The sequence below is a fragment of the Staphylococcus lugdunensis genome, from assembly GCF_001558775.1.
GTDB classification, from domain to species: domain Bacteria; phylum Bacillota; class Bacilli; order Staphylococcales; family Staphylococcaceae; genus Staphylococcus; species Staphylococcus lugdunensis.
Map to the genome: position 1 here is coordinate 2280771 of NZ_CP014022.1, position 14039 is coordinate 2294809.

The following is a 14039-nucleotide window of genomic DNA, read 5'->3' on the forward strand; positions in this document are numbered from 1 at the left end:
TTTACAAAAATTTGGTAAAACATTTTCGCTTATTGCTAGGATCTGCTCAAATCCTAAACATCTTTGTCGGATTATGCTCTATACAATTGATACTTTTTAACTAGTAGTCTAAACTATTAGTAATTTAAATCATTTGAATACTATATTTATGATTAATGGAATCGAGAAGGGGTTTTAACCATGGAAAAACCAGTAGCACATCTATTTAAATTAGAAGTCAGTAATCACGATATAGAGGTATTTCATCAAGCAGGTGTGAATAACTTATCAACTTCTTATCAAAATGAGGATGGTACACTGGCAATGTACGCTAGTAAAATAACAGAAAATCCTAATCAATTTATTGTTTTTGAGGTATATAAAGATGAATATGCTTATCAACAACATTTAAATTCTTCCCAATATCAAGAGTTTACTAATCAAGTTGGAACGAAGTTGACGCAACAAAAAGCATTTGAGGTAGAGCCAATCTTTTTAAAAGAGAAATTAGCATCATCGAAATGGATTGGTGCAGAACATTTCTGCTTAAAATTTGCACAAATTTTAGTAAAAGAAAATGAAGAATTAAATTTTAGAGAAAGTGTATTAAAAAATATGAAGGCTTCAATCATTGCAGAAGACGATGTACTTGCTATGTATGCACTTCAGGATCGTAATAATTCTCAACGATTCTATTTTTATGAAGTTTACAACGATGAAAAAGCATATAATATCCACTGTAATACGTCTCATTTTAAAACGTATATCAATGAAACAGAAGGAGCGTTAGCTAATAAAGTTTTGGTAGACTTACAAAATGATGTTATGGTCACAAAGGGAAGTTTAACATATCTTCAATAGATTGAAAGGTAAATCGTCAATACCCTGAAAAAACGCAATTAGTCAAAATATAGCGTTAAATATAACATAAATGGTGCCCCAATAAAGATATACTACGAGCAAGGAAAGTTGCAAATCGGGGCACCAACAAATAGAATTTAAACCGAGACTGGGACATCATTATGTTTTAAGTTATGAACTCTATATTGGCAGTAGTTGACTGGATTAAAAATACGCTTATACCAAGCTTTTTCAATCCTAGTCAACCTTGCCGGGACGGGACTAAGAATTCATTATGAATTCTGTCCCGCTCCCTTTTAGCTGATCTTTAGTACGTCTTCTACTACCTTTGTCATATCATCATGGATGACTAAATCAGCACGATGATCATACGGTGTAGCGTCTCTATTAATAATGACTAAGTAATCTCCTGTAAAATTTGATATAAATCCAGCAGCAGGTTGGACTACTAAAGAAGAACCTAATACGATTACTGTATCTGCTTCTTGGATTTTGTTTAATGCACTAAATACAGCAGATTGATCTAACATTTCACCGTATAGCACGATGTCAGGACGAATGGCTTTACCACAATCTTCACAGTATATTAAATCGTGTTCTATGACATATGATTTAGTATATTTTTTTCCACAATTCAAACAATAAAAACGATTGAGTGTGCCATGTATTTCGTCTATATTTTTACTGCCTGCATCTTCGTGTAAGCCATCTATATTTTGAGTAATCACACCGAGGGATTTACCTTTATTTTCTAACTCTGCAATCCAATAATGAACTGGGTTGGGTGTTTTATCTGTAAAAAGTAATCGCTGATGAACGAAATTCATAAAACCTTTAGGATCGTCTTCAAAATAATTAATACTTAGCAAATACTCTGGAGCGTATCCATCTTTTGAAACATCGTCATATAATCCCCCTGAAGATCGAAAATCAGGTATGCCACTTGCTACTGATACGCCGGCTCCTGTAAAAAAGACAATACGTTGCGATGTATTAATAATTTCCTTCAATTGTTCTATTTGTTGTTTCAATATAAACACCTCTATAAATCATATTGATCATTTATCTTCAATATTATAATTATACTATAGATATACTAAAGTTTAAAAAGTGTTGTTATTATTAATTCCATACATCTGATATACTTAGATTGCTGGAGAATTCGTTATTATCTGAAAATATGTATTCAAAATTTATAAAATTCACTAATATCAGGATGTGAAAGGATATCTATGAATAAATATGATCGCTTAGATGAAATTACTAAGATAGTTAATAAAAAAGGAACAGTTAGAACAAATGAAATCGTCGAAGATTTAAATGTATCTGATATGACCGTTCGACGAGATCTTGCTGAACTGGAAGAAAAAGGGGTATTGACTAAGATACATGGTGGTGCTCGCAGCAACTCAGTATTCCAGTTTAAAGAAAAATCACATCAAGAAAAGCATGCACAAAATATAGAACAAAAAAAAGAAGTTGCCCAAAAGGCTGTGTCACTAATTGAAGAAAGTGATACGATATTTTTAGGACCAGGAACAACAATAGAGTTATTGGCCAATATTATGGAAAAAGAATATCTAACTGTAATTACAAACTGTTTGCCAGTATTTAAAATTTTATTTGAAAAACGATCGCTTCACTTTAATGTATATTTATTAGGAGGCGAAATGAGAGAGCTCACAGAATCTTTTGTTGGTGAAATGGCAAATACGCTACTTAAGACAAAACGTTTTAGTAAAATGTTTTTTAGTTGTAATGCGATAAAAGGTTCAAACGTTTTAACATCAACTATTGATGAGGCTTATACACAGCAAATTGCACTAAATCATTCTGTAGAAAAGTACTTGCTTATAGATGATTCCAAGATAGATAAAGAGGATTTCACCCAAATGTGTGATTTAACTGAGCTAACAGCAGTAATTATCAATCAAAGTGATGATGAAAAAATAGAAAAACTAAAAAAATACACAGAAGTAATTCATTAACCAACTAATTAACCAAGACAAGGTTGTTCAATTTGACAATCTTGTCTTTATTTTTTGGAAGCGAAAAGAATGTTTGAAATACAGTCAAAATCGAAATTGTCAAACATAATTCAAACAATAAATGTTGATTTTATGTTTATTTATGTTTATAATTTAAACATAGAGAGTTTGAAAGCGCTTTTGTAAAAATAGATAATACTCGCGAAATTTATTAAAAGAGGAGAATCATTATGACTGTAATTATTGGTTCAGATGTAGACGGTAAACGTTTGAAAGATGTAGTCAAAGCATTTTTAATTGAACAAAATCACGATGTGGTAGATGTAACAGAAGGTAAAGATTTAGATTTTGTTGATGCAACATTGGCTGTTGTAAACGAAGTTCAAAAAAACGACGACAATCTAGGTATCGCTATAGACAAATTCGGAGCAGGTAGTTTTATGGTAGCTACTAAAGTTAAAGGTATGATTGCTGCGGAAGTATCTGATGAACGTTCTGCGTATATGACTAGAGGCCATAACAATGCGCGTATGATTACTATGGGAGCAGAAATCGTTGGTGATACGTTAGCTAAAAATGTTGCTAAAGAATTTGTTAATGGCCATTATGATGGTGGTCGTCATCAAATCCGTGTAGATATGTTAAATAAAATGTGCTAATAGGAGGAATTAATAATGAAAATTGCAATCGGATGTGACCATATCGTTACTGATGTAAAAATGGAACTTTCTAAACATTTAAAAGAAGAAGGTTATGAAGTATTAGATGTAGGAACTTATGATTTTACACGTACACATTATCCTATCTTTGGTAAAAAAGTAGGCGAAGCAGTTACGAGTGGTGAAGCAGACTTAGGCGTGTGTATTTGTGGTACGGGTGTTGGTATTAGCAATGCTGCGAATAAAGTTCCAGGCGTTAGAACTGCTTTAGTAAGAGATATGACATCTGCATTATATTCAAAAGAAGAATTAAATGCCAATGTAGTTAGCTTTGGTGGCGCAATTATTGGTAAATTATTATTGTTTGATATTGTAGATGCTTTTATCAAAGCGGAATATAAACCAACAGAAGAAAATAAAAAACTTATTGCAAAAATTGAACATTTAGAAGCTCATAATGATAACCAATCGGATCCTCATTTCTTCGATGAATTTTTAGAAAAATGGAAACAAGGTGTATATCACGATTAAGGGTGGTTAACAATGATACTAACATTAACTTTAAACCCTTCAGTAGATATTTCATATCACTTAGACCAGTTTAAATTAGACACAGTAAATCGTGTGAGTCAAATTGGTAAAACTGCTGGAGGAAAAGGACTTAACGTTACACGTGTTTTAAGTGAGCTTGGTGATGAGGTCTTAGCTAGTGGTTTGCTTGGTGGTGAATTAGGTACATTTATCGAAAGTCAACTTGATTCCAATCAAATTCAACGTAACTTTTATCACATTCAAGGTCAAACAAGAAACTGTATCGCCATATTACATGAGGGACAACAGACTGAAATTTTAGAACAAGGACCTACAGTAAGCACAGATGAAGCAACAGAGTTTAAAACATATTTAGAAACACAGTTGTTAAATCGAGCACAAGTCGTTGCGATGTCAGGTAGTTTACCAAAAGGACTTGAAACGAGTTATTATGCTGACATAGTAGCATTGGCAGCGGCACGAGATATTCCTACAATTGTAGATAGTTCCGGTGCATCATTGGAAAGCGTGTTAAATGCTCAAGTTAAACCAACAGTAATTAAACCTAACATTGATGAACTCAATCAATTAATTAACTTAAATATTTCAGAAGATGTTCATGAATTAAAAGTTGCACTAGAACAACCTATTTTTGAAGGAATAGAGTGGATTATCGTGTCATTAGGTAGTAAAGGTGCTTTTGCAAAACATCATCATAAATATTATAGAGTGAATATTCCAACAATAGAGGTAGTAAATCCAGTAGGTTCTGGAGACTCTACAGTAGCAGGTATTGCTTCAGCTTTACTGCACCATGAATCTGATGAAGATTTGCTAAAAAAAGCGAACACACTTGGCATGCTCAATGCACAAGAAAAGCAAACAGGACATATCAATATCGCGCATTACGATCAATTATATCAACAAATTAAAGTTGTAGAGGTGTAAAAAATGACTAAATCAACACAAAAAGTAGCTTCAATTGAAAAACTTAGCAATGAACAAGGTATTATTTCAGCGCTTGCTTTTGACCAACGTGGTGCATTAAAACGTATGATGGCAGAACATCAAACTGAAACGCCATCAGTAGAACAAATTGAACGTTTAAAATCACTTGTATCAGAAGAATTAACGCAATATGCATCATCAATACTTTTAGACCCAGAATACGGTCTTCCAGCTTCTGAAGTGCGCAACAAATCTTGTGGTTTATTGTTAGCTTATGAAAAAACAGGATATGACGTCAATGCAAAAGGACGTTTACCAGATTGCTTGGTTGAATGGTCAGCAAAACGCTTAAAAGAACAAGGTGCAGATGCTGTGAAATTCTTGCTTTATTATGATGTGGATGATGATGAAGCAATTAATGTTCAAAAACAAGCATATATCGAACGTATTGGTTCAGAGTGTGTTGCAGAAGATATTCCATTCTTCTTAGAAGTTTTATCTTATGATGATAAGATTGCTGATAATAAAAGTGCTGAATTCGCTAAAGTAAAACCACATAAAGTTAATGAAGCGATGAAATTATTCTCACAAGAACGTTTTAATGTAGATGTGTTGAAAGTTGAAGTTCCAGTCAACATGAACTATGTTGAGGGATTTGCTCAAGGAGAAGTTGTTTATAGCAAAGAAGAAGCAGCACAATACTTTAAAGAACAAGATGCAGCAACAAACTTACCATATATCTATTTAAGTGCAGGTGTTTCTGCAGAATTATTCCAAGAAACATTAAAATTCGCACATGATGCAGGCGCAAACTTTAATGGCGTTCTATGTGGTCGTGCAACATGGGCTGGTTCAGTTAAAGTTTATATTGAACAAGGTGAAGAAGCGGCTCGTGAATGGTTACGTACAACAGGATTTAAAAATATAGATGATTTAAATAAAGTGTTAGCAACTACTGCAACATCTTGGAAACAGTAATTTGTGAGGTGGAAGATTAATGAATAGAGAAGAAGTTCAATTACTTGGCTTTGAAATCGTAGCTTATGCAGGAGATGCTAGATCAAAATTGTTAGAAGCACTTACTGCAGCACAAAATGGGAAATTTGACCAAGCTGAAAGCTTAGTTGAGGAAGCAAACACGTGTATTGCTAATGCACATAAAGCACAAACAAGCTTACTTGCAAAAGAAGCGCAAGGAGATGATATTGTCTATAGTGTCACAATGATGCATGGTCAAGACCATTTAATGACGACATTATTATTAAAAGATTTAATGAAACATCTAATTGAATTGTACAGAAGAGGGTGAAGACCTTGATGAATAAACTAATTGAGCAAATCGAGAAGGGCAAGCCTTTTTTTGAAAAGATATCACGTAATATTTATTTAAGAGCCATTCGTGATGGATTCATTGCGGCGATACCTGTAATTTTGTTTTCTAGTATTTTTATTTTAATTGCATACGTTCCTAACGTTTTTGGTTTCTTTTGGAGTAAGACTGTTGAAGGTATGCTTATGAAACCTTATAACTACACGATGGGGATTGTAGGTTTCTTAGTAGCCGGCACGACTGCGAAATCGTTGACGGATTCATTTAACCGTAAATTGGAGAAAACGAATCAAATTAACTTTATTTCAACAATGATGGCAGCGATGTGTGGATTCTTATTTTTAGCGGCTGATCCTGCCAAAGATGGTGGATTTTTAAGTGGTTTTATGGGAACAAAAGGGTTATTAACAGCCTTTATTTCTGCCTTTGTGACAGTTATTGTTTATAATTTCTTTATTAAACGTAACATCACAATTAAAATGCCGAAAGAAGTGCCACCAAATATTTCGCAAGTATTTAAAGACATTTTCCCTTTATCTGCAGTTATCTTAATTTTATATGGCTTAGATTTACTCTCAAGAGCAACAATTCATGCCAATGTTGCCAATTCAGTGTTAAAAGTGTTTGAGCCATTGTTCACTGCTGCAGACGGTTGGGTAGGTGTAACAATTATCTTTGGTGCATTTGCATTCTTCTGGTTTGTAGGTATTCACGGTCCTTCTATAGTTGAACCGGCAATTGCAGCGATTACGTATGCAAACCTTGAAGCCAACTTGCATTTATTACAAGCTGGTGAGCATGCAGACAAAGTGATTACACCAGGGACACAAATGTTCGTGGTAACTATGGGTGGTACAGGTTCCACATTAGTTGTACCATTTATGTTTATGTGGTTAACAAAATCAAAACGAAATAAAGCAATTGGTCGAGCATCAGTAGTGCCTACTTTCTTTGGTGTAAATGAACCTATTTTATTTGGTGCACCATTAGTCTTGAATCCAGTATTCTTTATACCGTTTATATTTGCGCCAATTGTTAACGTATGGATTTTCAAATTCTTTGTTGATGTCATTGGCATGAATAGTTTTAGTATATTTTTACCTTGGACAACACCTGGTCCTTTAGGTATCGTGATGGGTACCGGTTTTGCTTTTTGGTCGTTCGTTTTAGCGATTGTATTAATCGTAGTCGACGTCATTATTTATTATCCGTTTGTAAAAGTATATGATGAGCAAATTTTAGAAGAAGAACTAGGCAATAAAGAAGCAAATACAGAATTACAAGAAAAAGTATCAGCTAACTTTGATACTAAAAAAGCAGACGCAATTTTAGCAACTGCTGGAGCAAGTGAAGCAACAGCAAGTGAGGAAACACATCAAGCTGATGTCGCACAAACGAATAACATTAATGAAGAAACCAATGTGTTAGTGTTATGTGCTGGTGGAGGTACAAGTGGTTTATTAGCTAATGCTTTAAATAAAGCAGCTGAAGAATACAATGTGCCAGTAAAAGCAGCAGCAGGTGGTTACGGTGCACATATGGATATTATGAAAGATTATCAGTTAATTATTTTAGCACCTCAAGTAGCTTCAAACTATGAAGATATTAAACAAGACACTGATAGATTAGGTATTAAACTTGCGAAAACGCAAGGGGTAGAATATATCAATTTAACACGAGATGGGCAAGCAGCTTTAGAATTCGTTCAGAAACAATTTGAAAAATAATTAGGAGATGAATGTATAATGAAGAAATTACCAGAAGATTTTATTTTCGGTGGCGCAACTGCTGCATATCAAGCTGAAGGTGCAACGCAAGCAGACGGTAAAGGTCGTGTTGCCTGGGATACGTATTTAGAAGAAAATTATTGGTATACGGCAGAACCTGCTAGTGACTTTTATCATCGCAATCCTGTAGATTTAGAATTAAGTGAAAAATTCGGAGTGAATGGGATAAGAATTTCAATAGCATGGTCACGTATCTTTCCAGATGGCTATGGCGAAGTAAACCAAAAGGGTGTAGCATTCTATCATAATTTATTTAAAGAATGTCATAAACGTCATGTTGAACCATTTGTGACATTACACCATTTTGATACTCCAGAAACATTGCATAAAGATGGTGATTTCTTAAATCGTAAGACGATTGATTATTTTGTTGACTATGCCAAATTCTGTTTTGAAGAATTTTCAGAAGTTAACTTTTGGACAACGTTCAATGAAATTGGACCTATCGGCGATGGTCAATATTTAGTTGGTAAGTTCCCTCCAGGTATTAAATATGATTTTGCAAAGGTCTTCCAATCACATCACAATATGATGGTAGCTCATGCAAAAGCAGTTAAATTATTCAAAGATAATGGCTATTCTGGAGAGATTGGTGTTGTACATGCATTACCAACAAAATACCCATATGATCCTACTAATCCTGAAGATGTAAAGGCTGCTGAATTAGAAGACATTATTCATAACAAGTTTATTTTAGATGCAACTTATTTAGGTCATTACTCACGTGAAACTAGAGAAGGTGTGCAACACATCCTCTCTGTAAACGGAGGAAAGCTTGATATATCTGATGAAGATTTACGTACATTAGATGCTGCCAAAGATTTAAATGACTTCTTAGGTATCAATTACTATATGAGTGATTGGATGAGAGGTTATGATGGAGAATCTGAAATTACACACAATGCTACAGGTGATAAAGGTGGATCTAAATATCAACTTAAAGGCGTAGGACAACGTGAGTTTGATATTGATGTACCAAGAACGGACTGGGATTGGATGATTTATCCTAAAGGTTTATATGATCAAATTATGCGTGTAGTTAAAGAATATCCGAATTACCATAAAATCTATATCACAGAAAATGGCTTAGGTTATAAAGATGAATTTATAGAATCTGAAAAAACTGTGCATGATGATGCGCGTATCGATTATGTTAAACAACACTTAGAAGTAATAGCCGACGCTATCCGTGATGGTGCTAATGTTAAAGGTTATTTCATTTGGTCATTGATGGATGTATTCTCTTGGTCAAATGGTTATGAAAAACGCTATGGTTTATTCTATGTCGATTTCGAAACGCAAGAACGTTATCCTAAAAAAAGTGCTTATTGGTATAAAGAATTAGCTGAATCAAAAGAAATAAAATAACTAGTATGATTAAGAATACTCATCCAATTAATTTGTGATGGGTGTTTTTTATTCTGTAAAACATAAAATGCTATTATAGAAAAGGCAATATATTGAAGTAGTAGATATTTTAAAGTCAAAGGTAATTCATCTAGTCATAGACATCAGTATATGAGTTTTTTTTCATGGCAATTTTTACTAACTTAGGTATACTGAATACAAAATAATTGGATGTGGTATAATCAATGAAATTTCAAAAAACAGGTTTACTCATAGCAATATTAACGTTGATGTTATTTTTAACTTATGGATGTCAATCATCCTCACAATCAAAACAAAATAGTTCAAGTTATAATCATTCGCATACAGCAACATTATTTTTGCATGGTTATGGTGGCAGTGCAAATTCAGAGAAATATATGGTGCAACAAGCTGTAAATCATGGTGTGACCAATCAAGTCATAACAGCAATTGTAGACAAGAATGGGGATATTACGTTTAAAGGAAAGTTAGCTAAAAATGCAATTAATCCAATTGTGAAAATAGAATTAGAAGATAATAAAAATGGTAATGTTAAGCAAAATGCAAGTCATATCAAAAATGTGTTAACTAAATTAAAAAACGACTTTCATATTAAACAGTACAATTTTGTCGCGCATTCTATGGGAAACTTATCTTTTGCTTATTTTATGAAATTATATGGTCAAGATACCCAATTACCTCAACTTAATAAAGAAGTAAACATTGCGGGAACATTTAATGGTGTTTTAAATCTTAATGAAAAGGTAAACGAAATTAGTGTTGATAAAAATGGAAAGCCGAGTAAAATGACAGAGAATTATCAACAATTACTTGGTCTCAAAAATAACTATAAAGACAAACAGATTGATGTATTAAATATTTACGGTGATATCCAAGATGGTACGCACTCTGATGGTCGCGTTTCTAACAGTTCTTCAAAGTCATTAAAATATTTATTGGCTGACAGTCCCAAATCTTATAAAGAGTCACAATACACTGGTGCTTCGGCACAACATAGTCAACTTCACGAAAATAACAAAGTTGCTAATGAAATAATCCAATTTTTATGGAAGAAATCATAGAATTACTGGATATACCTAACTTTAAAAGCAATGAAATTGAGCTATTGGCGTTTGACTACTATACTTGAAAGAAAGAGAGAAAGGGTGCTTTGTCATGAAAAATGAACAAATTGTATTAAATCAATATCCTGAAGGAATACCTAATGATCAAACATTCAAATATGAAAATATTGATGTTCAAACGCCTAAAAATGGTGAGCTTCAAATTGAATCATTATATATTTCTGTTGACCCGTATATGCGAGGCAGAATGACACCTTCAGATTCCTATGTACAACCTTTTAAATTAAATCAACCAATTATTGGTCATGTTTTGGCAAGAGTTGTCGTGTCCAAGAGTGATGACTTTACAAAAGGTGATATTGTTATTGGGATGTTACCTTGGAAAAGATTTCATACGCTACCAAGTAATCAAGTGGATAAAGTACCATCAACAGATGTGCCATTAGAATTATATTTAAGTACACTGGGTATGACTGGTCAAACAGCTTATCATGGATTACTGGATATTGGTCGACCTAAAGCTGGAGAAACCGTTGTAGTATCTGCTGCATCTGGTGCTGTCGGAGCAGTTGTTGGTCAAATTGCTAAGATTAAAGGTGCTCGAGTGGTTGGTATAGCAGGAGGTACTAAAAAGGTTAATTATTTAACAGAAACACTTGGTTTTGATGCAGGCATTGATTATAAAAAAGACGATTTTGCTGAGGCATTAGCATCAGCGCTTCCAGATGGTGTTGACGTTTATTTTGAAAATGTAGGTGGTGCGATTAGTGATGAAGTATTTAAACATTTAAACCGTTTTGCTCGTATTCCAGTTTGTGGGGCTATATCATCTTATAATCATCCAGAAAGAGATATTGGTCCACGTATTCAAGGAACATTAATAAAAAAACAAGCTATGATGAGAGGCTTTTTAGTTGCAGAATTTTCGGATACATTTAAAGAAGCAAGTGAACAATTAGCACAATGGGTTAAAGAAGGTAAAATTAAAACTGAAGTTTCCATTGCGCATGGTTTCCATGAAATACCTACAGCATTTAAAAACTTATTTACCGGAGATAACTTTGGTAAACAAATCGTAAAAGTTTCTGAGTAACTTAGAAAAACTTTGAGGTGAATGAAATGAAGGCAATTATAGCAAATAGACCCTTTGAATTAAGTGAAGGTAATTTTTTCTATGAAACAGACATTAATATGCCGGTATTAAATGCACACGATGTCTTAGTAAAAGTAGAAGCAATAAGTGTTAATCCAGTAGATGGGAAAACACGTATCAGACCTATTAATGGTCAACAGCGTATTTTAGGATATGATGCCGTAGGTAAAGTTGAAGCTGTAGGACAGTCGGTTTCAATGTTTGATATTGGAGATGTCGTATTCTATGCAGGCACATCATCAAGACCCGGTGCAAATGCTGAATATCATGCTGTAGATGAGCGTCTAATAGCTAAAACACCAAAAAATATTTCTGCCCAAGCGAGTGCAAGCTTGCCATTAACGGCAATTACAGCATCAGAAGTACTTTTTGATGTATTTAACATTGCTACTGATCCTGAGCTTAATCAACATAAGACAATATTAATTATTAACGGTGCAGGTGGTGTCGGTAGTATTGCAACACAAATTGCTAAAGCATATGGTTTAAAAGTTATAACTACGGCATCTCGACCAGAATCTATTCAATGGTCATTAAAGATGGGTGCGGATATCGTATTAAATCATCATGATGATTTAGTGCAACAATTGCACAGTGAACATGGTGAATTTGTAGATTTTATTTTTTGTACATACGATACTGATATGTATTACAATACGATGATTGAACTTGTAAAACCGCTTGGAAAGATAGCAACCATTGTGGCATTTAAAGAAAAGCAAGATTTAAATGCATTAAAGCCCAAAAGTCTTACGTTAACACATGAATTTATGTTTGCGAGACCAGTATTTAATACAGATGATATGATTAAGCATCAAGAGTATCTGAAAGATGTTGCAAAGAAAATAGAAGCGGGTATCTATCAACCTACAACAACAAAAGTTATTGAGGGCTTATCAGCTGAGCATTTATATGATGCGCATCAAATTATTGAAAGCAATCAAATGATAGGAAAACTTGTGATTAAGCTATAAGAGGCTTTGAATATATATTAATCCATTGAAATGACAAAAGAGGGACGAGGACAGCATGCATTATGAATTTGTAGTCCCGCCTCGGCTAGATTGACTAGGATTGAAAAAAGCTTGGTATCAGCGTATTTTCCATCCTAGTCAACTACAATATTTAGTTCATAGCTTAAAAAATAAATATGTTTTGGGCTGTTTGGAACCATGAAGTGTTAGACGCAAATCCTAATGCTTCATGGTATTTTTTTGAACAAAAAAAGGAATGTTTTTTAATAACCATTATCAAGCATTTAATCTCTAAATATAAATGATTTGTGTGTTCTAAAACGGCAGACAATATAAGCCTAATCAAAATATTTATCATATTGTCATTAATATTTAGTAATAAAAGGTTTTCAAATCAAAAAATTGGGAATAATCATAAGGTGGAAATAAATTACTCTTAATAATAAATTTAGAAAAATGTTTTTATAGAATGTATTAATGTTTTTTAAATTTAATTAAGGGTAAACCATAATAAATAATTCATACAACAATAGCTAAGGAGGTGCTTTGAGGTGAAAAGATTGAAAAATTTCATCCTCGGCCTATTAATAGTTGTTATTGTTGGCTTCCTCTTGTTTATGTATATACAAGATAGTCGTATTTCAGAATATCAAGACTATTTCTTACAATTCAATTGGTTCCAACCACTATTAATTGGATTAGCTGCGTTTTTAATATTGATTGGTTTAATTTTAGTATTTAGCATTTTTAAACCAACCTATAGAAAACCTGGCTTATATAAAGATTTTGATGATGGTCATGTATACATCTCAAGAAAAGCAATTGAACGCACAGCTTATGACACTCTAAAAAATTATGACCAAGTTAGACAACCTAATGTGATTACAAAGCTATATAACAAAAAAGACAAATCTTATATCGATGTTAAAACGGATTTCTTAGTACCGAATGATGTTCAGGCAACTTCTTTAGTTGAAGGTATTCGTTCAGACATTAAGCAAAACATTGAATATTTTGCCGAAATTCCAGTAAGAAAATTAGAAGTAAATGTGAGAGACCAAAAAACATCTGGTCCTCGCGTATTGTAAGGGAGGGATAATATGGCTGACAATAATAATCATAATGGACAAGATTCTAGCCAACACATTATTAATATGATTAAAGCATATAAATGGCGTATCATTGGATTCTTTGCCTTTTTACTCATAGCAATTTTATTCCTAACTTTAGGATTCTGGAAGACAATTTTAATCATTGTCTTATGTTTAATAGGTATTGGCATTGGGTATATTAAAGACCGTACTCAAGATTTTATGAATTTTTTAAATAGATGGAGTTAACAAAATAAACGAAGTGAAAAAATTCATCAATTATTA

General features: G+C 33.2%; 15 protein-coding genes. 14 read left to right on the plus strand and 1 reads right to left on the minus strand.

Annotated elements, in window-relative coordinates:
• The first annotated feature begins 180 nt into the window (after positions 1 to 180).
• Positions 181 to 840 (plus strand): putative quinol monooxygenase, encoded by a 660-nt coding sequence (locus AL499_RS10625; protein WP_002492211.1) that lies wholly within the window; start codon positions 181 to 183, stop codon positions 838 to 840.
• Between the two features lie 296 nt (positions 841 to 1136).
• Here the strand turns inward: AL499_RS10625 and AL499_RS10630 are convergent, their stop codons facing one another.
• Positions 1137 to 1871, minus strand: coding sequence for an NAD-dependent protein deacylase (locus tag AL499_RS10630; protein WP_002492228.1), 735 nt, complete (start codon positions 1869 to 1871; stop codon positions 1137 to 1139).
• Positions 1872 to 2072: 201 nt separating this feature from the next.
• On the opposite strand from AL499_RS10630, the gene AL499_RS10635 reads away from it, so the two are divergent.
• The 13 genes from AL499_RS10635 (at position 2073) to AL499_RS10695 (ending at position 14003) form a co-directional block, all read left to right on the plus strand.
• Positions 2073 to 2828: a DeoR/GlpR family DNA-binding transcription regulator gene (locus AL499_RS10635; RefSeq protein WP_002460013.1), complete on the plus strand. Its 756-nt coding sequence runs from the start codon at positions 2073 to 2075 to the stop codon at positions 2826 to 2828.
• Positions 2829 to 3058: 230 nt separating this feature from the next.
• The gene (gene lacA, locus AL499_RS10640; protein WP_002460012.1) at positions 3059 to 3487 is read left to right on the plus strand and encodes a galactose-6-phosphate isomerase subunit LacA; all 429 of its coding nucleotides are present in this window, start codon (positions 3059 to 3061) and stop codon (positions 3485 to 3487) included.
• A gap of 15 nt (positions 3488 to 3502) precedes the next feature.
• Complete coding sequence (lacB, locus tag AL499_RS10645) at positions 3503 to 4018, plus strand: galactose-6-phosphate isomerase subunit LacB (protein ID WP_002460010.1); 516 nt, start codon at positions 3503 to 3505, stop codon at positions 4016 to 4018.
• Positions 4019 to 4030: 12 nt separating this feature from the next.
• Positions 4031 to 4966 (plus strand): tagatose-6-phosphate kinase, encoded by a 936-nt coding sequence (locus AL499_RS10650; protein ID WP_002492269.1) that lies wholly within the window; start codon positions 4031 to 4033, stop codon positions 4964 to 4966.
• 3 nt (positions 4967 to 4969) lie between these two features.
• Entirely contained in the window at positions 4970 to 5944 is a 975-nt protein-coding gene (lacD, locus tag AL499_RS10655) for a tagatose-bisphosphate aldolase (protein WP_002460008.1), read from the plus strand.
• 19 nt (positions 5945 to 5963) lie between these two features.
• The gene (lacF, locus tag AL499_RS10660) at positions 5964 to 6275 is read left to right on the plus strand and encodes a PTS lactose transporter subunit IIA (RefSeq protein WP_002492270.1); all 312 of its coding nucleotides are present in this window, start codon (positions 5964 to 5966) and stop codon (positions 6273 to 6275) included.
• A 5-nt stretch (positions 6276 to 6280) separates the two neighbouring features.
• A complete protein-coding gene (locus tag AL499_RS10665) occupies positions 6281 to 8023 on the plus strand; it encodes a lactose-specific PTS transporter subunit EIIC (RefSeq protein WP_172412337.1) in 1743 nt (580 codons plus the stop codon).
• 15 nt (positions 8024 to 8038) lie between these two features.
• Positions 8039 to 9451, plus strand: coding sequence for a 6-phospho-beta-galactosidase (gene lacG, locus AL499_RS10670; protein ID WP_094449185.1), 1413 nt, complete (start codon positions 8039 to 8041; stop codon positions 9449 to 9451).
• 224 nt (positions 9452 to 9675) lie between these two features.
• Positions 9676 to 10533 (plus strand): alpha/beta hydrolase, encoded by an 858-nt coding sequence (locus AL499_RS10675; RefSeq protein WP_002492258.1) that lies wholly within the window; start codon positions 9676 to 9678, stop codon positions 10531 to 10533.
• 94 nt (positions 10534 to 10627) lie between these two features.
• Entirely contained in the window at positions 10628 to 11629 is a 1002-nt protein-coding gene (locus AL499_RS10680; protein ID WP_002492234.1) for an NADP-dependent oxidoreductase, read from the plus strand.
• Between the two features lie 26 nt (positions 11630 to 11655).
• Positions 11656 to 12663 (plus strand): zinc-binding alcohol dehydrogenase family protein, encoded by a 1008-nt coding sequence (locus AL499_RS10685; RefSeq protein ID WP_002492264.1) that lies wholly within the window; start codon positions 11656 to 11658, stop codon positions 12661 to 12663.
• A gap of 551 nt (positions 12664 to 13214) precedes the next feature.
• Complete coding sequence (gene amaP, locus AL499_RS10690) at positions 13215 to 13751, plus strand: alkaline shock response membrane anchor protein AmaP (protein WP_002459998.1); 537 nt, start codon at positions 13215 to 13217, stop codon at positions 13749 to 13751.
• A gap of 12 nt (positions 13752 to 13763) precedes the next feature.
• Entirely contained in the window at positions 13764 to 14003 is a 240-nt protein-coding gene (locus tag AL499_RS10695) for a DUF2273 domain-containing protein (RefSeq protein WP_002459996.1), read from the plus strand.
• The last annotated feature ends 36 nt before the right edge of the window (positions 14004 to 14039 follow it).

Bases quoted from the DNA above. Each gene is read 5' to 3' on its own strand.
- AL499_RS10625 (WP_002492211.1), top strand. From the start codon at position 181: ATGGAAAAACCAGTAGCACATCTATTTAAATTAGAAGTCAGTAATCAC.
- AL499_RS10635 (WP_002460013.1), top strand. From the start codon at position 2,073: ATGAATAAATATGATCGCTTAGATGAAATTACTAAGATAGTTAATAAA.
- lacA (WP_002460012.1), top strand. From the start codon at position 3,059: ATGACTGTAATTATTGGTTCAGATGTAGACGGTAAACGTTTGAAAGAT.
- lacB (WP_002460010.1), top strand. From the start codon at position 3,503: ATGAAAATTGCAATCGGATGTGACCATATCGTTACTGATGTAAAAATG.
- AL499_RS10650 (WP_002492269.1), top strand. From the start codon at position 4,031: ATGATACTAACATTAACTTTAAACCCTTCAGTAGATATTTCATATCAC.
- lacD (WP_002460008.1), top strand. From the start codon at position 4,970: ATGACTAAATCAACACAAAAAGTAGCTTCAATTGAAAAACTTAGCAAT.
- lacF (WP_002492270.1), top strand. From the start codon at position 5,964: ATGAATAGAGAAGAAGTTCAATTACTTGGCTTTGAAATCGTAGCTTAT.
- AL499_RS10675 (WP_002492258.1), top strand. From the start codon at position 9,676: ATGAAATTTCAAAAAACAGGTTTACTCATAGCAATATTAACGTTGATG.
- AL499_RS10680 (WP_002492234.1), top strand. From the start codon at position 10,628: ATGAAAAATGAACAAATTGTATTAAATCAATATCCTGAAGGAATACCT.
- AL499_RS10685 (WP_002492264.1), top strand. From the start codon at position 11,656: ATGAAGGCAATTATAGCAAATAGACCCTTTGAATTAAGTGAAGGTAAT.
- AL499_RS10695 (WP_002459996.1), top strand. From the start codon at position 13,764: ATGGCTGACAATAATAATCATAATGGACAAGATTCTAGCCAACACATT.